A 20,885-nucleotide genomic window follows, 5' to 3' on the forward strand; every position below is an offset into this window, starting at 1 on the left:
CGGCGCTATTTTGCCATAAACTGCGGCACCACTGTCGCCAATATGCGCCAGATTGCTGACTCAATCCAGGATCCAGGTCGCGGTATCAGTGGTGCGGCACGCTTTGCTGGCACCGCCTACTGCCACGCACACCTGTTTAGCACGACGCGGACGCGGGCGATCGCTGCGCAACGTGGCGTCATAGCGGCTGCTCTCAACGGCCGCTTTAGGGGGGATATAGCCTATCAGCTGGCCTTCTGGTTCTTCAGCAATCGCCAGCCAGTTATGTTCTACCCGGCCAAGCACTTCAAAGCGCTGGGCGTTATCAAGGTAGCGCACGACTTTGCCACCGTAATCAGGGGTGGTCATAACGGAAGCGGCATAGAGTGCCCGCCAGGATGCGTTGACAGGGGTGAACTCTGCAGGCGCGGCAACCGCATAACGATGCGTCAGGGTAACGCCGTTAACCGTACTGGTTACCAGCGTATCCTCTGTCAATGCTGGCGGCGGGGTTTTGCACCCGGCCAGCGTCAGGGTCGCCAGCAGCGTAAGCATAAGCGTTTTTTTCACCATCATCCTTATCATTCCATCAGATTAATTGCAGAGTAACAGTGGGCGTACCCGGCGAGTATGAACACAGTGTGTTGCGAAAAAACCACGAAAAACAGCCAGATCTCTTCAGGACAACGTGTGTCTCAGTCTACCTAAGACTTTTGAGAATTCAAACTATTGCATCGCGGTAAATTGCGTGTTAGCGGCGTAATATCTTGCCTGAAGCTGAAAAGCGTGTCGACAGAGGCCAGCGACAGTTAAGCGACTTTTACGCTTCATCCGGCATCGGGAAGGGCGGGCAGCGAAGAATCTTTTCAGGTAAACGCGTGTTGATGATAAAAGGTTAGAGAATCTTATGTTTTATGGCGAGGCTGTCGCTGTGATGTATTAACAGAAAATTCTCATTTTAAGATTTTCCGCGGCTATCCGGCGCGTCAAAATCCCGACAGCATCACATCTTTTGTCCGTGATTTCTGCTGAGAAAACAGGCAGGGCACGGCAACGATTTTACTTATGACGCAATAAGCAGGTTATTTCGTCGTTTAATCCGCGCTTTAGTCCTGAGCAAGTTTGTCATTCTCTATGCAGAATTTCTGCCAGCTGAGGTGTGCTGTGTCTGAAGAGAGTAGCAGCGAGGACAAAACAGAATCGCCCACCCCCCACCGACTTGAAAAAGCACGGGAAGAGGGGCAGATCCCGCGATCGCGCGAACTGACATCGGTACTGATGTTGCTGACCGGGCTGATGATCCTCTGGCTTGGCGGTTCCCATATGGCCACGCAGCTCGCCCGCATGGTGGCGACCGGCTTTCGCTTTGATCACGGTATGGTGAATGATGACAAAATCATCGTGGCGCATATCGGCAATCTGATCATGCAGGCGGTGGTTGCACTGCTGCCGCTGATGGGCGGGCTGGTTATTGTTGCCATGGCGGCACCCATGGCGCTGGGCGGCATCCATATCAGCGGTAAGTCGATCAAACTCGATTTCAAAAAGCTCAATCCGCTGCCGGGTATACAACGTCTGTTTTCCGGCCAGAGTGCGGCTGAACTGGTCAAGGCGATCCTCAAAGCGGTGCTGGTAGGCGTCGTCGCAGGCTGGTATCTCTGGAGCCACTGGCAGGAGATGCTGCGGCTGATTAGCGAATCACCTGTTAACGCGCTACACCATGGCCTGAGTATGGTCGCCACCAGCTGCGGGCTGGTAATGCTGGGCCTGTTTCCGATGGTGGGTTTTGATGTGTTCTGGCAGCTCTACAGCTATTTCAAAAAGCTGCGCATGACGCGTCAGGAGATCCGCGATGAGCACAAACAGAATGAGGGCGATCCGCACGTGAAGGGGCGGATCCGCCAGGCGATGCGCGCGGCGGCCCGCCGGCGCATGATGGCCGACGTACCAAAAGCGGATGTGATTGTGACGAACCCGACGCACTACTCCGTGGCGCTGCAGTATCAGGAAGGCAAAATGAACGCGCCGAAAGTGGTGGCGAAAGGCGCAGGCGACATCGCGCTGCGCATCCGTGAAGTTGCAAAAGAGCACCGCGTGCCGATCCTCGAAGCGCCGCCGCTGGCGCGAGCGCTCTACCGGCATACTGAAATTGGCCAGTTTATTCCCGGTGCGCTTTACGCCGCCGTAGCGGAAGTGCTGGCCTGGGTCTGGCAGCTGCGGCGCTGGAAACGCGAAGGCGGCCTGATCCCGACCAAACCTAAGCATCTGCCGGTCCCGGCAGAGATGGACTTTGCAGGAGAGAACAGAGACGATGGCTAATCTGGCCGAAAAGCTGCGTTTACCGGGCAGCTTTAAAGAGACGCAATGGCAGGTGCTGGCAGGACCGGTGCTGATAATGTTGATCCTGTCGATGATGGTGCTGCCGCTGCCCGCCTTCATTCTCGATCTGCTGTTTACCTTTAACATCGCGCTATCGATCATGGTGCTGCTGGTGGCGATGTTCACCCAGCGGACGCTGGAGTTTGCGGCGTTCCCTACCATACTGCTGTTCTCAACGCTGTTACGCCTCGCGCTGAACGTCGCCTCCACCCGTATCATTCTGCTGGAAGGGCATACCGGGGCTGATGCAGCGGGCCGCGTTGTAGAAGCCTTTGGCCACTTTCTGGTCGGGGGTAACTTCGCCATCGGTATCGTGGTGTTTATCATTCTGGTCATCATTAACTTCATGGTTATCACCAAAGGGGCCGGGCGTATTGCTGAAGTCGGTGCCCGCTTTGTACTGGATGGGATGCCCGGCAAGCAGATGGCGATCGATGCCGATCTGAACGCCGGTCTGATTGGCGAAGATGAAGCAAAACGCCGCCGTTCTGAAGTGACCCAGGAGGCCGATTTCTACGGCTCAATGGATGGTGCCAGTAAGTTTGTGCGCGGGGATGCCGTCGCCGGTATTCTGATCATGGTGATCAACGTGATCGGCGGCCTGCTGGTCGGCGTTGTGCAGCACGGTATGGACGTGGGGCATGCCGGGGAGACCTATACGCTGCTGACCATCGGTGATGGCCTGGTGGCGCAGATCCCGGCGCTGGTGATCTCCACCGCAGCAGGTGTCATCGTCACCCGCGTCGCCACTGACCAGGATGTCGGTGAGCAGATGGTCGGGCAGCTGTTTAACAATCCGCGCGTGCTGATGCTCAGCGCCGGGGTGATCGGCCTGCTTGGTCTGGTACCCGGCATGCCGAACTTTGTCTTTCTGCTGTTTACCGGCGCGCTGCTCGGACTTGCCTGGTGGCTGCGCGGCCGTGAGATGCAGCCGAAGAAGCAGCCTGAATCGGCCAGCCTGATGAAAACTCAGGAGACGCCTGCCACGGTAGAAGCCTCCTGGACTGACGTTCAGCTGGAAGATTCTCTGGGCATGGAAGTGGGCTATCGCCTGATCCCGATGGTTGATCATACTCAGAATGGCGAACTGCTGGGACGTATTCGCAGTATCCGTAAAAAAGTGGCGCAGGAGGTGGGTTTTCTGCCGCCGGTTGTACACATCCGCGACAACATGGAGCTGCCACCCGCGCGTTATCGCATCCTGATGAAAGGGGTGGAGATTGGCAGCGGTGACGCTTATCCGGGCCGCTGGATGGCGATTAACCCCGGTACCGCAGCCGGCAGCCTGCCGGGCGAGCCTACGGTGGATCCGGCGTTTGGCCTGGCAGCGATCTGGATCGACAGCGCCCTGAAAGAGCAGGCGCAGATTCAGGGCTATACCGTGGTCGAGGCCAGCACCGTTGTGGCAACACACCTTAACCATCTGATTGGGCAGTACGCCAGCGAACTGTTTGGCCGGCAGGAGGCGCAGCAGCTGCTGGATCGCGTTACTCAGGAGATGCCGAAGCTGACGGAAGATCTGGTGCCGGGGGTGATCAGTCTGACCACGCTGCATAAAGTGCTGCAGAACCTGTTAATCGAACGTGTATCAATCAGGGATATGCGTACCATCATTGAAACGCTGGCGGAGCACGCGCCGGTGCAGAGCGACCCGCAGGAGCTGACCAGCGTAGTGCGCGTGGCGCTGGGACGGGCAATCACCCAGCAGTGGTTCCCGGGTAACGGTGAGGTCCAGGTTATCGGTCTGGATGCCATGCTGGAGCGTCTGCTGCTGCAGGCGCTGCAGGGCGGCGGTGGCCTGGAGCCCGGGCTGGCGGATCGTCTGCTGATGCAGGCACAGGCGGCATTGCAGCAGCAGGAGATGAGCGGTGCGCCACCGGTGCTGCTGGTGAACCATCCGCTGCGTGCGCTGCTGGCGCGCTTCCTGCGGCGTAATCTGCCGCAGCTGGTCGTGCTCTCCAATCTGGAGCTGAGTGACAATCGTCAGATCCGCATGACCGCCACTATTGGAGGCAAATAATGCGTCGCTGCTACCAGATAGTGTTGCCGCTGCTGCTGCTCGCACCGCTGGCAGGCATCGCCGCTACCGGTGCCTGGAGCGCCAGCGTCAGCGGTCCCGGGCTCGGCGCACGTGGCAGCTGGCTGTTATCGCCTGCGCTGCAGGCGCCCTCTGCGGCACCAGGCAACATCGCTGTGGTCAGCTGGCGTTATCAGCTCAGCCGGCCGGCACCCTCCGGGCTGGTGGTACGCCTCTGCGCCAGCCAGCGCTGCGTGGAGCTGGACGGTGCCAGCGGCTCGACGCGCGGTCTGGCGCTGATCCCAGCAGAAGAGCCGCTCTATCTGGCGTTTGGTTTTCAGGGGCAGGGATCACTGCCACCGGGCCTGCGGGTACTCAGCAGTGAAGTGACCGTAAACTATCGGTAATAATAAAAAACCCGCACAAGGCGGGTTTTTTTATCGGCGGTATGACTTACATCCGTTCAACGGTTTTAATGCCCAGCGTATCCAGACCCTGTTTCAGGGTTTTCGCGGTAAGTGCCGCCAGCTGCAGGCGGCTGTTACGCACGGACGCCTCTTCGGCAGCCAGAATCGGGCAGTGCTCATAGAAGCCTGAGAAGAGGCCGGCCAGGTCATACAGATAAGCACACATCACATGCGGTGTACCATCACGCGCGACCTGCGTGATCACCTCTTCAAACTGAAGCAGTCGCGTGGCCAGCAGTGCTTCGCGCTCATCTGTCAGAGTAATATCACCGCTCAGGGTCTCTGCATCCAGACCCGCTTTACGGAACACCGACAGGACGCGGGTGTAAGCATACTGCATATAAGGCGCGGTATTGCCCTCAAAGGCCAGCATGTTATCCCAGTCAAAGATGTAATCTGTGGTACGGCTCTTAGAGAGATCAGCATATTTGACCGCACCGATACCCACGATTTCTGCCAGATCGGTCAGTTCCTGCGGCGACATCTCCGGGTTCTTAGCGCTGACCAGCGTATGGGCACGTTCAACGGCTTCATCCAGCAGATCGGCCAGCTTGATGGTGCCGCCGCTGCGCGTTTTGAACGGACGACCATCTTTGCCCAGCATCATGCCAAATGCGTGGTGCTCAAGCGGCACCGAGGCCGGCACGTAGCCCGCTTTACGCACGATAGTCCACGCCTGCTGCAGATGCTGATGCTGACGTGAGTCGATATAGTAGAGCACGCGATCGGCGTGCAGCGTTTCATAACGATATTTTGCGCAGGCGATATCGGTCGTGGTGTAGAGGTAGCCGCCATCCTTTTTCTGGATGATCACGCCCATCGGCTCGCCTTCTTTGTTCTTATACTCATCAAGGAAAACGACAGTAGCGCCTTCGCTGGTGACCGCCAGCCCCTTTTCACGCAGATCAGCCACAATTCCCGGCAGCATATCGTTATAGAGGCTTTCACCCATGACATCGTTACGCGTCAGGGTGACATTCAGGCGGTCATACACCAGCTGATTCTGACTCATGGTGATATCAACCAGCTTTTTCCACATGGCGCGGCAATACTCATCGCCGCCCTGCAGCTTGACGACATAGCTGCGCGCGCGTGCTGCGAACGCCTCATCTTCATCATAGGTACGCTTCGCTTCGCGGTAAAATGCTTCCAGATCGGCAAGAGCAATATCAGCGTGGTCTTCATTTTGCTGCTTTTCCAGATAGGCGATAAGCATACCAAACTGCGTTCCCCAGTCGCCTACGTGGTTAGCCCGGATCACATTATGACCAAGGAACTCCAGCGTACGTACCGCTGCATCGCCGATGATGGTAGAGCGCACGTGGCCGACATGCATCTCTTTCGCCACGTTGGGTGCAGAATAGTCAATCACAATGGTTTGCGGTTCAGGCTTGCTGACGCCAAGATCGGGCTGCTGCAACGCCTGCGCTGCCTGCTGTGCCAGCCACTGACGATCGAGGAAAATGTTGATAAAGCCAGGCCCGGCGATCTCGGTATGACTGGCAATGCCGGTCAGATCCAGATGCTTCACCACCTGTTCAGCCAGCTGACGCGGTGCCTGACCCAGCCGTTTTGCCGCGCCCATGATGCCATTCGCCTGATAATCACCAAACTGGACTTTAGCTGACTGACGAACCAGCGGTTCACAATCGTCGGGCGCTCCTGCTGCACGCATCGCCTGACTGACTTTATCGGAAAGAAGAGCCTGAATATTCACCGCGTTACCTTCATATGCTGAAAAGGCCCGTCAGCAGAGGACGAGCCGATACCATCATCCCGCGCTCGTGTCGGGACGGAAAAAAAGAGAGGGGAAGTATACGTGAAATGTTAGGATGCGTCAGCAACAGCAGTCGGCCCGGACCGGGCAGCTGACGGCAAAACCGCGCGCCGATTAACGGCGGCGCGGGTGGCGACGAGGATTTTTAACGCTTTTGTCTTCACGCACCTTCCAGTGGCGGGAAATTGCAAATCCCGTTAAGGCAATGAGAACCGCGACAACAATGAGCATAGACATAGAGCCGTTCCTTGTTAGGTAGAAACTCAAATTTATAAGAAAGGGGGGTTATCTGCAATTCATTGGCGGCCAAATAAGAGTTATCTCATTGTGTAAAGATTCGTCAATTTAATCATGAGGTTAGCTTGTTTTTATAAAGTTATACCTGGCCCTGATTAAGCGAATAATCTGAATACAGGCCTGTTTTTATCCGGTTTTGACGGTTTTTATTGACTAAATCGGATGAATCCGAAGGTTTTGTCAGGACGAAAAATCTGACATATTGATTTTAATAATTAATTTTACTGAACAGACGTTGAGGTTTCAGGTAATGAAGCTGGATTTTCCCCCAGAGCTGGACGATTTAACAGAAGATTTCTGTCGTTTTGAGCAGGCACTGCAGGTTTTTGCTACGCGAATCGGACTTTCACCGCAGGCGCATGAGATTGATCATCTGGCCGTGCGCTGTCATCAGTTTGCCACCGCCGAGCGCTGGAAGCGCGGATTGCTGCAGGTGGGTGAACTGTTTTCAGAAGCGATGATCAACGGTCGTCCGATTTGCCTGTTTAAACTCCGGCAGCCCATTACGCTGGCAGGGCAGCAGGTCGATGTCATTGAACTGCCCTGGCCGGGCGCGAAGCTTTACCGGCACGAGGGCTGGGAACACATTGAAATTGTCCTGCGCGGTGAGCCGGAAACGCTGGGCATGCGTGCTATGGCGCTGCTCTCTGATGCTGCTCTGACGCAGCCCGGCATCTCTTTTAAAACCAGCGCTCCGCAAGGTGAAAACGAACGACTGCCTAATCCTGTGCTGGCGGTCACCGATGGTGAAACCACCATTAAGTTTCATCCCTGGCGGCTTGAGGAGATCGTTGCCAGCGAACAGGGCTAGCGCCGGGCTTCCACCGCCCGCTGCAGGCGTGCTGCCGCTTCCTGCAGGGTGGCGCGCGTACAGCCGAAATTAAAGCGGACAAAACGGTCATCGCCAAAATCGTGTCCGGGTGAGAAGCCCAGCCCGTACTGCTCAAAATAGCGCGCCGGGTTGTCGACCTGCAGACCGCTGGCATTAATCCAGCCGAGATAGGTTGCGTCCGGCACGACCATATCCAGGCCTGGCAGCGCATCAATGCAGCTCGCCAGCCAGTCGCGGTTTGCGCGCAGATAGGCAATTTGCGCCTGCAGCCACGCCTCACCCTCGCGCCACGCCGCCTCGGCGGCAACCAGCGCCAGAATATCCACGCCCGGCACGATCCCCTCACGCACCTGCTTAAAGCGCCGGCGTAACGTATCATCGGGAATAATGGCCATAGAGGCGCCCAGCCCGGCGATATTGAAACTTTTAGAGGGAGAGATAAGCGTTATGCTGCGCTGTGCAGCATCCTCACTTAGCGCGGCAAACGGCGTATGCTGCACGCCCGGCGTCAGCACCAGATCGGCATGGATCTCATCTGAACAGACGATAAGATCGTGGCGCTGCGCAAACGCAAGCTGCCGGGATAGCTCATCGCGCCGGTACACCGTGCCGCCAGGGTTTTGTGGATTGCACAGCATCAGCAGTCGCTCGTTGCCCGTCATCTCCGCCCGATCTATGTCCATGACCCAGCGATTTTCTGTCCGCTGCAGCGGCAGACTGAGCTGTGCGCGATCGGCCAGTCGGGAAGCGCCACGAAACGGCGGATAGATGGGCGCAGGCGCCACGGTACGTTCACCGGCTGCGGTAAAAGCACGCACGGCAATGTTAAGCCCGCTTACCACCCCTGGCAGTATGACTATCCATTCCGGCCTGATGGTCCAGTTATAACGCTCTGCCATCCGCTGTACGATGATTTCTGTCAGACCGGCTGGCGTGACACCGTAACCGAATACGCCGTGTGCGACCCGCTTTTGAATGGCCTCAATAATACAGGACGGCGAGCGAAAATCGGTCTCTGCAACCCAGAGCGGCAGGACATCACGGTCACGATATTTGTGCCATTTGAGACTATCACTGTGACCGCGGTCTATCCGTTGATCAAAATCGAATACCATAGTGCGCTTTCCACGTAAACTGACGGAGTAACAGACTAACCGAAGCTATCCCCTCTGAGCCAGCAGTCGTGATAAGGAGAAACCGATGACGAAACTGGAAATTTGTTGCTACGGCATTGATTGCGCAGTGACCGCCCAGCGTGCCGGTGCCGATCGCGTAGAGCTCTGCAGTGCACCCCGGGAGGGCGGCCTGACACCGTCAGCAGGCATGCTGCAGGCCGCACGGCGCGAGCTGTCTATTCCGGTGCATCCCATCATCCGGCCGCGCGGTGGTGATTTCTGCTACTCCCGTCAGGAGTTTGAGATAATGAAATCCGATATCGCGAGAGTGCGCGAATGGGGTTTCCCGGGCGTCGTCGTGGGTGTTCTCGATGAAGACGCGCATATTGATAGGGTGCGTATGCAGCAGATTATGCAGCTGTGCGATGGCCTGGCCGTGACGTTTCACCGGGCGTTTGATTTGTGCCATAGCCCCAGGCGGGCGCTGGAGATACTGACCGATCTGGGTGTTGCGCGCATCCTGACTTCAGGCCAGCAGCAGAGTGCTGAAACAGGAATTGCATTACTCAGGGAACTTAATGAATTAAGCACGGGTCCAATCATTATGGCCGGTGCTGGCGTGCGCCTGAGCAATCTTCAGAAGTTTCTGGATTGCGGTTTGCAGGAGGTACATAGCTCTGCCAGTCGCGCTGTTGCTTCGCCTATGCGCTACCGTAAAGCGGGCGTATCTATGTGTGCCGAAGCAGAAACTGATGAATTCAGCCGCTCCTGCGTGGATGGCGATGTCATTGAAGCCATGAAAAGCATGATGCAGATGAACGTTAACCGGGTCGCCTGATCCGCTATCGATTTTGCCGCACAGCACGCCACCAACCCTGACGTGATGTTTGCAAGTACCACGCCCCAGTCATTTGCTGGGGTTTTTTTTACGCTGTTAAAAACAGGCAGGCGAAGCGACAACCGGTAAAACAGCATATTTTCAGGCTGCATCAGCCTTTTTGCTGTTTGCTGCAACCCGTATGAATTTTTTCGCCAGCCGTCAGCGTAGCGCTCCGGCGAAAAAGGTGCTTTGCTTAACAGATGGCTCCATGCGGATAACCCTATGAAATGCCACCTTTGTGCAACGCTGTTGCTGACCAGTCTTGCTGCCTGCCCGACGCAGGCGGCCACTGCTCCCTGTCCGCCATTAAGCCATAACATCAGCAGCAGCAATCTCTGGATCCTGCTGGGCGGTGCGGCAAAAGGGGCGGTGAGGCAGGTCATTGCCGGAGAGTTTGGTAAGGATGTTGATTCCCAGAAACGTGTGCTGGGCCAGTTTGACCGCTGCGGTGACCTGATGGTAGCCGACATCAGCTACGATAAGCGCGAAGGAAATATTGTGCTGAGCATGGAGCAGCATATTGCCCGCGTACAGCGCGGCTGGGTGGCGGAGTACGCCTGGCGGGTTACCGCGATTAAAGCGGGGCGGGAGGAAGTGGTCGATCAGCGGCAGGGTACGCTGAGCTGGCGCAAAGGACCGCAGGGAAATATTATCAGCGCCACTGATAAATTCGTAAACAGAGGCAGCGCAGGTTCTGCGACGATTGCCTACCACTACGATCCGCGACTGCGGGTGCAGAAGAGTATTACGCGTGGCAGCGATAAAGAGAGTAATGGTGAAAACCGCTGGCGCTGGAATGCGCAGGATCGCGTGGTGGAAACCCAAAGCGCACGCAGTCGCGAGATCTGGCGTTACGATAAGCAGTGGCGTGAGCTGGGATTAAGCGGCCTGGCGACCACGCCGGTCAGTACACTGCACTCCACTGACACCTGCCAGCTATGGGATGAAACCGGCAACTGCACGCTGAGTTTTCTGCACGAAAAAGAGGTGTTTGCCAGAGGGACCATTGAGCGTCATCTTACTTCCGCTTATAAGTACCAGTACTGGGACCGGTCAGCAGACGAGCGGTAGCAGGATAAGGTCTGACGCGCCGCGACGTCGTCGCGGCGCGGATTTTCAGGGCTTGCGGGCAATCAGCACGGCACGCAGCGGCGCGGGGTAACCCTCAACCGTTTTGCTGCTGTCGTCCGGATCGAGAAACTCTGCCAGCGACTCGCTGGTCATCCAGCTGGTGCGGCGCTGCTCTTCCACTGAGGTGACCGCGTAGTCGGCGATGCGCACATCAACAAAACCGCACTTCTCCAGCCAGCTTTTCAGCGCTGCCGCAGACGGAATAAAGTAGACGTTTCGCATCTGCGCATAGCGCTCACCCGGCACCAGGACAGCATGTTCATCGCCTTCAATAACCAGCGTCTCCAGCACCAGTTCACCCTCACTGACCAGCTGGTTTTTCAGCTGCAGCAGATGATCGAGCGGTGAACGGCGGTGATAGAGCACACCCATAGAAAATACGGTATCAAACGCCTGCAGCGCAGGCAGCTGTTCAATACCGAGCGGCAGCAGATGCGCGCGGCGATCGTCACCCAGCAGCTTGCGCACCGCTTCAAACTGGCACAGAAACAGCTGCATCGGATCAATACCCACCACCATCTGTGCGCCAGCGCCCAGCATACGCCACATGTGATAGCCGCTGCCGCAGCCAACGTCCAGAATCGTGCGCCCGGCAAGAGGAGAGATATGCGGTAATACCCGATCCCATTTCCAGTCAGAGCGCCATTCGGTGTCGATCTCTGTGCCGTAAAGCGCATAGGGACCTTTACGCCACGGCATCAGATTGCGCAGCAGCTTTTCGATACCGGCGCGCTGACGAGCGGTCAGATCGTCACGCTGCGCGCTGACGCTGTGCAGCAGATCCAGCGTTTGTGGCGTCAGCAGCGGCAGATACTCCACCGCTTTTTCCCAGTTGCGAAAATGTCCGTGCAGATTGTCACGCTGCCAGGCCGCGATTTGCGCCGGCAGCACTTCCAGCCAGCTCGCCAGCGGACCGGTAGCGATTTGCTGATAAAAACGGCCAAAATCGATCATTTCAGCGCCACCAGTGAACCAAAGTTGAAGCACTGGAACCAGAGCTCTGCATGGGCAAAACCAGCCGCCCTGAGCCGGGCTTTGTGCGTTTCCACACTGTCGGTCAGCATGACATTCTCCAGCATACTGCGCTTCTGGCTGATCTCCAGTTCGCTGTAACCGTTGGCACGCTTGAAATCGTGATGCATGTTAAACAGCAGTTCGCCTACGTCCTCATCTTCAAAGCTGAACTTCTCTGACAGAACCAACGCACCGCCAGGATTGAGGCCACGGGCAATTTTCTCCAGCAGGGCGATGCGCGCATCAGGGGCCAGAAACTGCAGCGTAAAGTTGAGCACTACCAGCGAAGCGTTCTCAATTTCAATATTGCGGATATCGGCCTCCAGCACCTCTACCGGCGTATCGGCGCGAAATGCATCGATATGGCGGCGGCAGCGCTCAACCATCGCCGGCGAATTATCCACGGCAATAATCTGGCAGCCGGGAACGCGGATATTGCGGCGCACTGAAAGAGTGGCAGCCCCCAGTGAACATCCCAGGTCATATACCCGGCTGTCGGGCTGTACGAAGCGTTCTGCCAGCATGCCAATCATCGAAATGATATTGGAGTAGCCGGGCACCGAGCGCTGAATCATATCGGGGAAGACTTCAGCCACGCGCTCGTCAAAGGTCCAGTCACCCAGCTTATCGATAGGTGCGGAAAATAGCGTATCGCGGTCAGACATAATGGAAAATCCGAAGAGAAAAACGGAAAGGGCGCTATTCTGGCAGAAAGTCGCGTCTGCTGCACCCGTTTCCCTGCTCAGAACAGTGTGGTTTGCTGCGGCCATACCGGCAGATCGCGCAGGCCGGGCTCCAGCGCCTGCAGCTGTGGCCAGAGCGCCTGCACCAGCGGAAACACCTCGCCCATATCCGGCGTATGGATAAACAGCAGCGGATCGCTCTCTGTCTGCCACGCGGCCAGCTTGCTGCGCCAGGGGGGAAAGAGTGCTTCACTCTCTGCCACATCATCACTGCCGATAAAGCGCACCATCGGCTGACTGCCGGTGCGCACCGCGTGTGGCGGCACCCGTGGTTTTTTCGCCCGAGCGTCAATAGCAGCAGCAGATTGTGAGGCAGAGGCGTGCACCGGCCGGCTGTCGAGCACCACCCGGTTAACGCCGCGCGCATGCAGGCCGCGATTCAGCAGGCGTTCCGCCTCGCCGCGGGCAAAAAATGCCTGATGACGTACTTCAACGCCATAGCTGAAGCTGCGCGGCAGGCTGTCCAGAAAGTGCCACAGGTCATTAAGCTGTGCCGGGGAAAAACTGGCGGGCAGCTGCAGCCAGTACTGTCCCAGACGTGTGCTGAGCGGGTCCAGCAGACGAAAAAAATCGCTGACTAAATCATCACAATCGCGCAGCGCCGCCTGATGAGAGATGGTGGCGGGAAATTTAAAGCAGAAGCGGAAATCGTCATGCGTCATGTCGCGCCAGCGCTGCACCACCTCAGGTTTGGGCAGCGCATACAGCGTTGTATTTCCTTCTACACAGCCAAACAGACGCGCATAATCCTCCAGCGTATTCAGACCAAACTGTTTCCACTGCGGATGATGCCATTGCGGTAAACCAATACGAAGCGTCAAAACGGACTCCGGATGCAGGTTAAAAGAGAAAGCAGACAAAGGATAACGGACAAATGCCGATGAATTAGCCGCTTTGCAGCGGCTCTACTTATCCTGTCTGGCTTTTTCCATTATAATAGCTGCCTTTTTTGCGGCAGCATCTTCAGAGGTTACGCGCCCTGATGCTGTCTGGCAGCAGCGGCGAAGTTAAAAGGATACGTTATGCGTACAGAATATTGCGGACAGCTCAACCTGTCTCATGTGGGTCAGCAAGTTACTCTCTGCGGCTGGGTTAATCGCCGTCGCGATCTCGGCAGCCTGATTTTTATCGATATGCGTGACCGCGAAGGGATCGCTCAGGTGTTTTTTGATGCCGATCATCAGGAGGCTTTCCAGCTGGCGTCTGAGCTGCGCAACGAATTCTGCATCCAGATCACCGGTACGGTGCGCGCGCGTGAAGAGAAAAACCGCAACAGCGATATGGCGACCGGCGATATCGAAGTGTTTGCGCACGCGCTGACCATCATTAATCGCGCGGAACCGCTGCCGCTGGACTCCAACCAGGTTAACAGCGAAGAAGCGCGTCTGACCTATCGTTACCTTGACCTGCGTCGTCCGGAAATGGCACAGCGCCTGAAAACGCGTGCAAAAATCACCAGCTTTGTTCGCCGCTTTATGGACAGCGAAGGTTTCCTGGACATTGAAACGCCGATGCTGACCAAAGCGACACCGGAAGGTGCGCGCGACTATCTGGTGCCAAGCCGCGTGCACAAAGGTAAGTTCTATGCGCTGCCACAGTCCCCGCAGCTGTTTAAACAGCTGCTGATGATGTCCGGCTTTGATCGCTACTACCAGATTGTAAAATGCTTCCGCGATGAAGATCTGCGCGCCGATCGTCAGCCTGAATTTACGCAAATCGACGTTGAAACCTCCTTTATGAGCGCTGAAGAAGTGCGGGAGAAGATGGAGCGGCTGATCCGCGAACTCTGGCTTGATGTCAAAGGCGTTGATCTTGGTGACTTCCCGCTGATGACGTTTGCGGAAGCGATGAACCGCTACGGCTCAGATAAACCCGATCTGCGTAACCCGATGGAGCTGGTAGACGTTGCCGATCTGCTGAAAGACGTAGAGTTTAAGGTGTTCTCCGGTCCGGCGAACGACGCCAAAGGACGGGTCGCCGCGCTGCGTGTACCGGGTGGTGCGACGCTGACGCGTAAGCAGATTGATGAATATACGAAGTTTGTTGAGATTTATGGCGCACGTGGCCTGGCATGGATGAAAATCAACGCCCGCGCCAGTGGCGCTGAAGGCGTGCAGAGTCCGGTGGCAAAATTCCTGACACCAGAGATCGTGGAAGCGATTCTGGACCGCACTGCGGCACAGGATGGCGATCTGATCTTCTTTGGTGCCGATCGCGCTAAAGTTGTGGCAGATGCGCTGGGTGCACTGCGCCTGAAGGCAGGCCGCGATCTGCAGATCACCGATGAGAAAGCCTGGGCACCGCTCTGGGTCATCGACTTTCCGATGTTTGAAGAGGATGACGAAGGCGGGCTGGCAGCGATGCACCATCCGTTTACCTCGCCGAAATCGCTTACGGCTGAACAGCTGGCAGCTGACCCGACGCAGGCAGTGGCTAACGCCTACGACATGGTGATCAACGGCTACGAAGTGGGCGGCGGCTCCGTGCGTATCCACAACGGCACAATGCAGCAGACCGTGTTCAGCATCCTGGGCATTACTGCGGAAGAACAGCAGGAGAAGTTTGGCTTCCTGCTGAATGCGCTCAAATATGGTACGCCGCCACACGCCGGTCTGGCGTTTGGTCTTGATCGTCTGACTATGCTGCTCACCGGCACCGATAATATTCGTGACGTGATCGCTTTCCCGAAAACCACGGCGGCAGCCTGTATGATGACGGAAGCACCGAGCCATGCAAATCCAGCTGCCCTGAGCGATCTGGGCATCCAGATTGTGGCGAAGAAAGAAAAGCCAGAGCAGCAGTAATGGGCTATAAACATCCGGTATCGGTGCTGGTGGTCATATTTGCGCGAGATACCGGCCGGGTGTTGATGCTGCAGCGGCGCGATGATCCCTGCTTCTGGCAGTCGGTCACCGGCAGTCTGGAGCCGGGTGAGAGTCCGGCTCAGGCTGCAGCACGTGAAGTGGCGGAAGAGCTGGCAATTGATATCTGCGCCGAAGGGCTGCGGCTTGATGACTGTCAGCGGCAGATTGAATTTGAGATCTTTCCCCATTTTCGTCACCGCTATGCGCCAGAAGTCACGCATAACCGCGAGCACTGGTTCCGGCTGGCGCTGCCGGCAGAACGGATGCCGCTGCTGAGTGAGCACCTGGCTGCCCGCTGGCTGATGCCTGAAGAGGCCGCAGCGTTGACCAAATCCTGGAGCAATCGTCAGGCGATTGAAGAGTTTATCTGAATGACCGCCGCCGCGTGTTTTCCGGTGGCGACCAGGGTAAATTCCACACATTCGACGAAGCGTATGTCCTTCGTCCAACTATCGTGTGCTGTTTAATCAAACCGCACCGCTAATATTGAGCAGTCAGGCATTATCGGCGCAGCGTGATTGTTCGCCGGCGTCGCCACCGCAGCGTATTGCAGTGGGTGGATGGCGCTGCCGGGGAGACAAGAGCGCAAGCCAGATAGCCTGCACCCTGTAAAAGATCGGAGAAAATGTAAGATGGCTGGTCACAGTAAATGGGCGAACACAAAACATCGCAAGGCAGCGCAGGACGCCAAGCGCGGTAAAATCTTCACTAAAATCATTCGCGAGCTGGTCACTGCTGCGAAACTCGGCGGCGGTGATGCGGGCTCCAACCCGCGTCTGCGCGCAGCGATGGATAAAGCGCTCTCCAATAACATGACGCGCGATACCATGAACCGCGCCATTGCCCGCGGCGTTGGCGGTGAAGATGATTCCAACATGGAAACCATCATTTATGAAGGCTACGGTCCGGGTGGCTCTGCGGTAATGATCGAATGCCTGAGTGACAACCGCAATCGTACCGTGGGTGAAGTGCGCCACGCCTTTACTAAAACCGGCGGTAACCTGGGCACTGACGGCTCGGTCTCCTATCTGTTCAGCAAAAAAGGGGTGATCTCCTTTGCGCCAGGTCAGGATGAAGACGCAGTGATGGAAGCGGCGCTGGAAGCGGGTGCGGAAGACGTAGTGAGCTATGATGACGGTGCCATTGATGTCTTCACTGCCTGGGAAGAGCTGGGCAGCGTGCGCGATGCGCTGGAAGCAGGTGGCCTGAAAGCTGACAGCGCTGAAGTCTCCATGATCCCGTCAACCAAAGCGGAACTGGATGCGGAAACAGCGCCAAAATTGCTGCGGCTGATCGATATGCTGGAAGATTGCGACGACGTGCAGGAGGTGTATCACAACGGTGAGATCTCTGACGAGGTGGCGGAAACGCTGTAATGGCGTGGTTATCTTTCCGGCAACCGGAGGTGCGTTGTGGCGATTATTCTCGGGATTGACCCCGGCTCGCGCATTACCGGTTACGGCGTGATCCGCCAGACCGGGCGTCAGCTGAGCTACCTTGGCAGCGGCTGTATCCGCACTAACGTGACCGATCTGCCGGGACGCTTAAAGCTGATTTACGCCGGCGTCTGCGAAATCATTACGCAGTTTTCGCCTGACTACTTTGCGATTGAGCAGGTGTTCATGGCGAAAAATGCCGACTCAGCACTGAAACTTGGCCAGGCCCGCGGCGCAGCGATTGTGGCCGCGGTCAATGCCGATTTGCCGGTGTTTGAATATGCGGCGCGGCAGGTCAAACAGACCGTTACCGGAACCGGCGGGGCGGAGAAGAGCCAGGTGCAGCATATGGTCCGTACGCTGCTGAAACTGCCGGCTAATCCGCAGGCGGATGCAGCGGATGCGCTGGCTATCGCCATCACCCACTGTCACGTAAGCCAGAATGCGGCGCGCATGAGCGACAGCAAACTGGTGATGACGCGCGGGCGGCTGCGCTCGGGATAAACTGCCATCAGACGTACTAACAGGCTGGATATGCATCCAGCCTTTTTTATGTTATACATAGCCGCTATCACACGGCCAGCGGCTGCGCTGGCCTCAGGGAATACCCTGAACCGCTTACTCACAGATTAAGGAATTGCTCAGGTGATTGGTCGTTTACGAGGCAACATTCTGGAAAAACAGCCGCCGCTGGTGCTGCTTGAAGCACACGGCGTTGGCTATGAAGTGCATATGCCTATGACCTGCTTCTACGAGCTGCCGGACATCGCCCAGGAAGCGGTCATTTTTACCCATTTTGTGGTTCGTGAAGATGCCCAGCTGCTGTTTGGTTTCAACAGCAAGCAGGAGCGCGCGCTGTTTCGCGAGCTGATCAAAGTCAACGGCGTTGGCCCCAAGCTGGCGCTGGCGATCCTTTCAGGCATGTCAGCGCAGCAGTTTGTTACTGCCGTTGAGCGTGAAGAGGTCGCTTCGCTGGTGAAGCTGCCGGGTGTCGGCAAGAAAACCGCTGAGCGTCTGGTGGTTGAAATGAAAGATCGCTTCAAAGGCATGCATGGCGATCTCTTCGGCGGCGACTCTGCCTTCACGCTGACCACGCCAGCTGCCGCGCCGGAGGGCAATGACGCCGAAGCGGAAGCCGTTGCTGCTCTGGTGGCGCTGGGATATAAACCGCAGGAAGCCAGCCGCATGATCAGCAAGGTGGGCAAACCTGACGCAGACTGCGAAACCCTGATCCGCGAAGCGCTGCGTGCAGCTATCTGAGGTAATACATGATTGAAGCCGATCGCCTGGTCTCGGGCAGTTCATATAATGAAGAAGAGAGCCTGGATCGTGCTATTCGCCCGAAGCTGCTCGCGGAATATGTCGGTCAGCCGCAGGTGCGCGAACAGATGGAGATCTTCATTCAGGCGGCAAAGCTGCGCGGCGATGCACTTGATCATCTGCTGATTTTCGGCCCGCCGGGGCTGGGGAAAACCACGCTGGCGAATATCGTGGCGAATGAGATGGGCGTGAATCTGCGCACTACCTCAGGACCGGTGCTGGAGAAAGCAGGCGATCTGGCGGCCATGCTCACTAACCTTGAACCGCATGACGTACTGTTTATCGATGAGATCCACCGTCTCTCCCCGGTAGTGGAAGAGGTGCTCTATCCGGCGATGGAAGATTATCAGCTGGATATTATGATCGGTGAGGGGCCGGCCGCCCGCTCGATCAAGCTCGATCTGCCGCCGTTTACCCTGATTGGTGCCACAACGCGCGCGGGGTCGCTGACCTCACCGCTGCGCGATCGTTTCGGCATTGTTCAGCGGCTTGAGTTCTACAATGTGCCGGATCTGCAGCACATTGTCAGCCGCAGCGCGGCCTGTCTCGGCCTGACGCTGAGCGAAGAGGGCGCGCTGGAAGTGGCCCGTCGCGCACGCGGAACCCCGCGTATTGCCAATCGCCTGCTGCGACGCGTGCGTGATTTTGCCGATGTCCGCGCCGCAGGTAATATGAGCGGTGACGTGGCGGCCAGCGCGCTGGATATGCTGAACGTCGATACGCAGGGTTTTGATTACATGGACCGCAAGCTGCTGCTGGCGATTATCGACAAATTTATGGGCGGTCCGGTGGGGCTGGATAATCTGGCGGCGGCAATAGGCGAAGAGCGCGAAACGATTGAAGATGTCATAGAGCCTTTCCTGATCCAGCAGGGCTTTATTCAGCGTACGCCGCGCGGACGCATGGCAACGCAGCACGCTTACCGGCACTTTGATATCGTGCGCGAAGAGTAGTTTTCAGCACGCTGGCAGACAAAAACGGGCACCTCAGGTGCCCGTTTTGCATGGCTGAACGGATAACTCAGACAGCCGGTTTTTTTATCATGCTCAGTATAAACAGCACGGCGGCGCAGAGCACCACAGAAGGGCCGGCAGGGGTATCATAAGTGGCAGAGAACGTCAGGCCACCGGTTACCGCAATCAGCCCGGCAAGGGTCGCGTAGCCTGCCATCTGCTCCGGGGAGCGGGAAAAGCGGCGCGCGGTTGCAGCAGGAATGATCAGCAGCGAGGTAATAATCAGCGCGCCGACAAACTTCATTGCGACGCCAATCGTCAGGGCGGTTACCAGCATCAGCATCAGCCGCGTACGCTGAATATTAACGCCGTCCACCTGGGCCAGCTCCGGACTGATAGTCATAGAGAGCAGGGCGCGCCACTGCCAGGCCATCACTGCCAGCACCACAGCCACGCCGCCGCTCATCAGCCAGAGATCGTCCGGCGTAATGGCCAGCAGATCGCCAAACAGATAGGCCATCAGGTCAACGCGCACACCCTGCATCAGGCTGACCACGACCAGCCCAAGCGAAAGCGCGCTATGCGCCATGATCCCTAATAGCGTATCAATGGCCAGATGCGGACGACGTTCGAGCCAGACCAGGCCGAGTGCCAGGCAGATCGTGACCAGGATAACAGCGTAGTAGGGATTAACATTCAGCAGCAGGCCGAAAGCCACGCCCAGCAATGAGGCGTGTGCCAGGGTATCGCCGAAATATGACATGCGACGCCAGACCACAAACGAGCCGAGCGGTCCGGCTGCCAGCGCCAGCAGTGCGCCGCCGAGCCAGCCGGGAAGTAACAGTTCAATCATGACGGGCTGTTTCCTTTGCGTAAAACGATACGTCCCTGTAAATCGTGACGATGGTTGTGCTGATGGCGGTAAATGGCCAGCTGCTGTGCGCCGCGCGGACCAAACATGGCAATAAACTCAGGATGCTGTGACACCGCTTCCGGCGTACCAGAGCAGCAGATATGGTGATTAAGACACAGCACTTCGTCAGTTTTCGCCATCACCAGATGCAAATCGTGCGACACCATCAGGACACCACAGTTAAGTTCGCGTCGCAGCTGATCGATCAGATCGTAAAGCGCAACCTGACCATTTACATCAACGCCCTGGGTGGGTTCATCCAGCACCAGCAGCTGCGGCTGGTTCAGCAGAGCACGTGCCAGCAGTACGCGCTGCGTTTCACCGCCTGAAAGTTTCTGCAGCGGTGCCTGCAGCAAGTGCCCGGCCTGCACCCGTTTAAGCGCTGGCAGAATATCGGCACGCTTGCTGCCGCGTGTAAGACGCATAAAGCGTTCCACAGTGACCGGCAGCGTGGGATCGATATGCAACTTTTGTGGCACATAGCCAATACGCAGTCCCGGCGCGCGCTGCACGCTGCCCCGGTCCGGCGTAAGCAGGCCTAAAACCGTACGCACCAGCGTTGATTTACCGGCACCGTTAGGACCCAGCAGCGTCAGAATTTTGCCAGGCTGAAGCGTCAGCGAGATGCCCGCCAGCACAGTGCGCTGGGCAAAGGTCACTGAAATATTGTCAAGTGTAACAAGAGGAGACATGTTATTTACGGGTTGCATTGAAATTAGAATGTTATAATATCACATTTCATCACACAGTCACGATGGAATGACGCAT

At 57.0% G+C, this 20,885-nt stretch carries 21 protein-coding genes; 12 read left to right on the forward strand and 9 right to left on the reverse strand.

The window, feature by feature from the left end:
* Positions 1-60: 60 nt before the first annotated feature.
* On the reverse strand, positions 61-552 hold the full coding sequence (locus tag BBA90_RS10550) for an SH3 domain-containing protein (protein ID WP_206099908.1): 492 nt from the start codon (positions 550-552) through the stop codon (positions 61-63).
* A gap of 561 nt (positions 553-1,113) precedes the next feature.
* Here BBA90_RS10550 and flhB point away from each other — a divergent pair.
* Genes flhB through flhE form a run of 3 tightly spaced genes read left to right on the forward strand, consistent with a single transcriptional unit; the run spans position 1,114 to position 4,782 of the window.
* A complete protein-coding gene (gene flhB, locus BBA90_RS10555) occupies positions 1,114-2,298 on the forward strand; it encodes a flagellar biosynthesis protein FlhB (protein WP_065649090.1) in 1,185 nt (394 codons plus the stop codon).
* The gene (gene flhA, locus BBA90_RS10560; protein ID WP_065649091.1) at positions 2,291-4,378 is read left to right on the forward strand and encodes a flagellar biosynthesis protein FlhA; all 2,088 of its coding nucleotides are present in this window, start codon (positions 2,291-2,293) and stop codon (positions 4,376-4,378) included. Before flhB ends, flhA begins: the two co-directional genes overlap by 8 nt.
* The gene (gene flhE, locus BBA90_RS10565; protein WP_065649092.1) at positions 4,378-4,782 is read left to right on the forward strand and encodes a flagellar protein FlhE; all 405 of its coding nucleotides are present in this window, start codon (positions 4,378-4,380) and stop codon (positions 4,780-4,782) included. Before flhA ends, flhE begins: the two co-directional genes overlap by 1 nt.
* Before the next feature lie 46 nt (positions 4,783-4,828).
* Here flhE and argS read toward each other — a convergent pair whose 3' ends face one another.
* Together argS and BBA90_RS19590 are read right to left on the reverse strand one after the other, a co-directional pair.
* Positions 4,829-6,559: an arginine--tRNA ligase gene (argS, locus tag BBA90_RS10570; RefSeq protein WP_065649093.1), complete on the reverse strand. Its 1,731-nt coding sequence runs from the start codon at positions 6,557-6,559 to the stop codon at positions 4,829-4,831.
* 174 nt (positions 6,560-6,733) lie between these two features.
* The gene (locus tag BBA90_RS19590; protein WP_255402039.1) at positions 6,734-6,856 is read right to left on the reverse strand and encodes a hypothetical protein; all 123 of its coding nucleotides are present in this window, start codon (positions 6,854-6,856) and stop codon (positions 6,734-6,736) included.
* Between the two features lie 310 nt (positions 6,857-7,166).
* Between BBA90_RS19590 and BBA90_RS10575 the strand changes: the two genes are divergently transcribed.
* The gene (locus BBA90_RS10575; protein ID WP_065649094.1) at positions 7,167-7,727 is read left to right on the forward strand and encodes a VOC family protein; all 561 of its coding nucleotides are present in this window, start codon (positions 7,167-7,169) and stop codon (positions 7,725-7,727) included.
* On the opposite strand, the gene BBA90_RS10580 is transcribed toward BBA90_RS10575, so the two are convergent.
* On the reverse strand, positions 7,724-8,863 hold the full coding sequence (locus BBA90_RS10580) for a MalY/PatB family protein (protein ID WP_065649095.1): 1,140 nt from the start codon (positions 8,861-8,863) through the stop codon (positions 7,724-7,726). The two genes, BBA90_RS10575 and BBA90_RS10580, sit on opposite strands and share 4 nt — an antisense overlap.
* A gap of 85 nt (positions 8,864-8,948) precedes the next feature.
* Here BBA90_RS10580 and cutC point away from each other — a divergent pair, with 85 nt between their 5' ends.
* Together cutC and BBA90_RS10590 are read left to right on the forward strand one after the other, a co-directional pair.
* Positions 8,949-9,701, forward strand: coding sequence for a copper homeostasis protein CutC (gene cutC / locus BBA90_RS10585; RefSeq protein ID WP_065649096.1), 753 nt, complete (start codon positions 8,949-8,951; stop codon positions 9,699-9,701).
* 264 nt (positions 9,702-9,965) lie between these two features.
* The gene (locus BBA90_RS10590; RefSeq protein ID WP_065649097.1) at positions 9,966-10,814 is read left to right on the forward strand and encodes a hypothetical protein; all 849 of its coding nucleotides are present in this window, start codon (positions 9,966-9,968) and stop codon (positions 10,812-10,814) included.
* A 45-nt stretch (positions 10,815-10,859) separates the two neighbouring features.
* Here BBA90_RS10590 and cmoB read toward each other — a convergent pair whose 3' ends face one another.
* The 3 genes from cmoB to BBA90_RS10605 form a co-directional block, all read right to left on the reverse strand.
* On the reverse strand, positions 10,860-11,828 hold the full coding sequence (gene cmoB / locus BBA90_RS10595; RefSeq protein WP_065649098.1) for a tRNA 5-methoxyuridine(34)/uridine 5-oxyacetic acid(34) synthase CmoB: 969 nt from the start codon (positions 11,826-11,828) through the stop codon (positions 10,860-10,862).
* Positions 11,825-12,553 carry a carboxy-S-adenosyl-L-methionine synthase CmoA gene (gene cmoA / locus BBA90_RS10600; RefSeq protein WP_065650457.1) on the reverse strand — a complete coding sequence of 243 codons (729 nt, stop codon included), beginning with the start codon at positions 12,551-12,553 and terminating at the stop codon, positions 11,825-11,827. Before cmoA ends, cmoB begins: the two co-directional genes overlap by 4 nt.
* A 77-nt stretch (positions 12,554-12,630) precedes the next feature.
* Positions 12,631-13,452: a DUF72 domain-containing protein gene (locus tag BBA90_RS10605; RefSeq protein ID WP_065649099.1), complete on the reverse strand. Its 822-nt coding sequence runs from the start codon at positions 13,450-13,452 to the stop codon at positions 12,631-12,633.
* A 201-nt stretch (positions 13,453-13,653) separates the two neighbouring features.
* Between BBA90_RS10605 and aspS the strand changes: the two genes are divergently transcribed.
* The 6 genes from aspS (at position 13,654) to ruvB (ending at position 19,204) form a co-directional block, all read left to right on the forward strand.
* Positions 13,654-15,435: an aspartate--tRNA ligase gene (aspS, locus tag BBA90_RS10610; RefSeq protein ID WP_065649100.1), complete on the forward strand. Its 1,782-nt coding sequence runs from the start codon at positions 13,654-13,656 to the stop codon at positions 15,433-15,435.
* The gene (nudB, locus tag BBA90_RS10615) at positions 15,435-15,866 is read left to right on the forward strand and encodes a dihydroneopterin triphosphate diphosphatase (protein ID WP_065649101.1); all 432 of its coding nucleotides are present in this window, start codon (positions 15,435-15,437) and stop codon (positions 15,864-15,866) included. Before aspS ends, nudB begins: the two co-directional genes overlap by 1 nt.
* Before the next feature lie 261 nt (positions 15,867-16,127).
* A complete protein-coding gene (locus tag BBA90_RS10620) occupies positions 16,128-16,871 on the forward strand; it encodes a YebC/PmpR family DNA-binding transcriptional regulator (RefSeq protein ID WP_065649102.1) in 744 nt (247 codons plus the stop codon).
* Positions 16,872-16,907: 36 nt separating this feature from the next.
* Positions 16,908-17,435 carry a crossover junction endodeoxyribonuclease RuvC gene (ruvC, locus tag BBA90_RS10625; protein WP_039384890.1) on the forward strand — a complete coding sequence of 176 codons (528 nt, stop codon included), beginning with the start codon at positions 16,908-16,910 and terminating at the stop codon, positions 17,433-17,435.
* A gap of 141 nt (positions 17,436-17,576) precedes the next feature.
* Positions 17,577-18,191, forward strand: coding sequence for a Holliday junction branch migration protein RuvA (gene ruvA, locus BBA90_RS10630; protein WP_065649103.1), 615 nt, complete (start codon positions 17,577-17,579; stop codon positions 18,189-18,191).
* Between the two features lie 8 nt (positions 18,192-18,199).
* On the forward strand, positions 18,200-19,204 hold the full coding sequence (gene ruvB, locus BBA90_RS10635) for a Holliday junction branch migration DNA helicase RuvB (protein ID WP_065649104.1): 1,005 nt from the start codon (positions 18,200-18,202) through the stop codon (positions 19,202-19,204).
* A gap of 67 nt (positions 19,205-19,271) precedes the next feature.
* Here the strand turns inward: ruvB and znuB are convergent, their stop codons facing one another.
* Together znuB and znuC are read right to left on the reverse strand one after the other, a co-directional pair.
* Positions 19,272-20,057, reverse strand: a complete 786-nt coding sequence (znuB, locus tag BBA90_RS10640; RefSeq protein ID WP_065649105.1) for a zinc ABC transporter permease subunit ZnuB — start codon at positions 20,055-20,057, stop codon at positions 19,272-19,274.
* Entirely contained in the window at positions 20,054-20,809 is a 756-nt protein-coding gene (gene znuC / locus BBA90_RS10645; protein ID WP_065649106.1) for a zinc ABC transporter ATP-binding protein ZnuC, read from the reverse strand. The genes znuB and znuC overlap by 4 nt, the downstream gene beginning before the upstream one ends.
* Between the last annotated feature and the right edge of the window lie 76 nt (positions 20,810-20,885).

Source organism: Pantoea eucrina (assembly GCF_001691555.1).
Lineage (GTDB): Bacteria > Pseudomonadota > Gammaproteobacteria > Enterobacterales > Enterobacteriaceae > Pantoea > Pantoea borealis.

Excerpts from the sequence above, each read along its gene's own strand:
- znuC (WP_065649106.1), bottom strand. The coding sequence starts at position 20,809 with ATGTCTCCTCTTGTTACACTTGACAATATTTCAGTGACCTTTGCCCAG.
- flhE (WP_065649092.1), top strand. The coding sequence starts at position 4,378 with ATGCGTCGCTGCTACCAGATAGTGTTGCCGCTGCTGCTGCTCGCACCG.
- BBA90_RS10590 (WP_065649097.1), top strand. The coding sequence starts at position 9,966 with ATGAAATGCCACCTTTGTGCAACGCTGTTGCTGACCAGTCTTGCTGCC.
- ruvB (WP_065649104.1), top strand. The coding sequence starts at position 18,200 with ATGATTGAAGCCGATCGCCTGGTCTCGGGCAGTTCATATAATGAAGAA.
- aspS (WP_065649100.1), top strand. The coding sequence starts at position 13,654 with ATGCGTACAGAATATTGCGGACAGCTCAACCTGTCTCATGTGGGTCAG.
- BBA90_RS10620 (WP_065649102.1), top strand. The coding sequence starts at position 16,128 with ATGGCTGGTCACAGTAAATGGGCGAACACAAAACATCGCAAGGCAGCG.
- BBA90_RS10550 (WP_206099908.1), bottom strand. The coding sequence starts at position 552 with ATGGTGAAAAAAACGCTTATGCTTACGCTGCTGGCGACCCTGACGCTG.
- BBA90_RS19590 (WP_255402039.1), bottom strand. The coding sequence starts at position 6,856 with ATGTCTATGCTCATTGTTGTCGCGGTTCTCATTGCCTTAACGGGATTT.
- znuB (WP_065649105.1), bottom strand. The coding sequence starts at position 20,057 with ATGATTGAACTGTTACTTCCCGGCTGGCTCGGCGGCGCACTGCTGGCG.
- nudB (WP_065649101.1), top strand. The coding sequence starts at position 15,435 with ATGGGCTATAAACATCCGGTATCGGTGCTGGTGGTCATATTTGCGCGA.
- cmoB (WP_065649098.1), bottom strand. The coding sequence starts at position 11,828 with ATGATCGATTTTGGCCGTTTTTATCAGCAAATCGCTACCGGTCCGCTG.
- BBA90_RS10575 (WP_065649094.1), top strand. The coding sequence starts at position 7,167 with ATGAAGCTGGATTTTCCCCCAGAGCTGGACGATTTAACAGAAGATTTC.
- BBA90_RS10580 (WP_065649095.1), bottom strand. The coding sequence starts at position 8,863 with ATGGTATTCGATTTTGATCAACGGATAGACCGCGGTCACAGTGATAGT.
- cmoA (WP_065650457.1), bottom strand. The coding sequence starts at position 12,553 with ATGTCTGACCGCGATACGCTATTTTCCGCACCTATCGATAAGCTGGGT.
- cutC (WP_065649096.1), top strand. The coding sequence starts at position 8,949 with ATGACGAAACTGGAAATTTGTTGCTACGGCATTGATTGCGCAGTGACC.
- flhA (WP_065649091.1), top strand. The coding sequence starts at position 2,291 with ATGGCTAATCTGGCCGAAAAGCTGCGTTTACCGGGCAGCTTTAAAGAG.
- flhB (WP_065649090.1), top strand. The coding sequence starts at position 1,114 with ATGCAGAATTTCTGCCAGCTGAGGTGTGCTGTGTCTGAAGAGAGTAGC.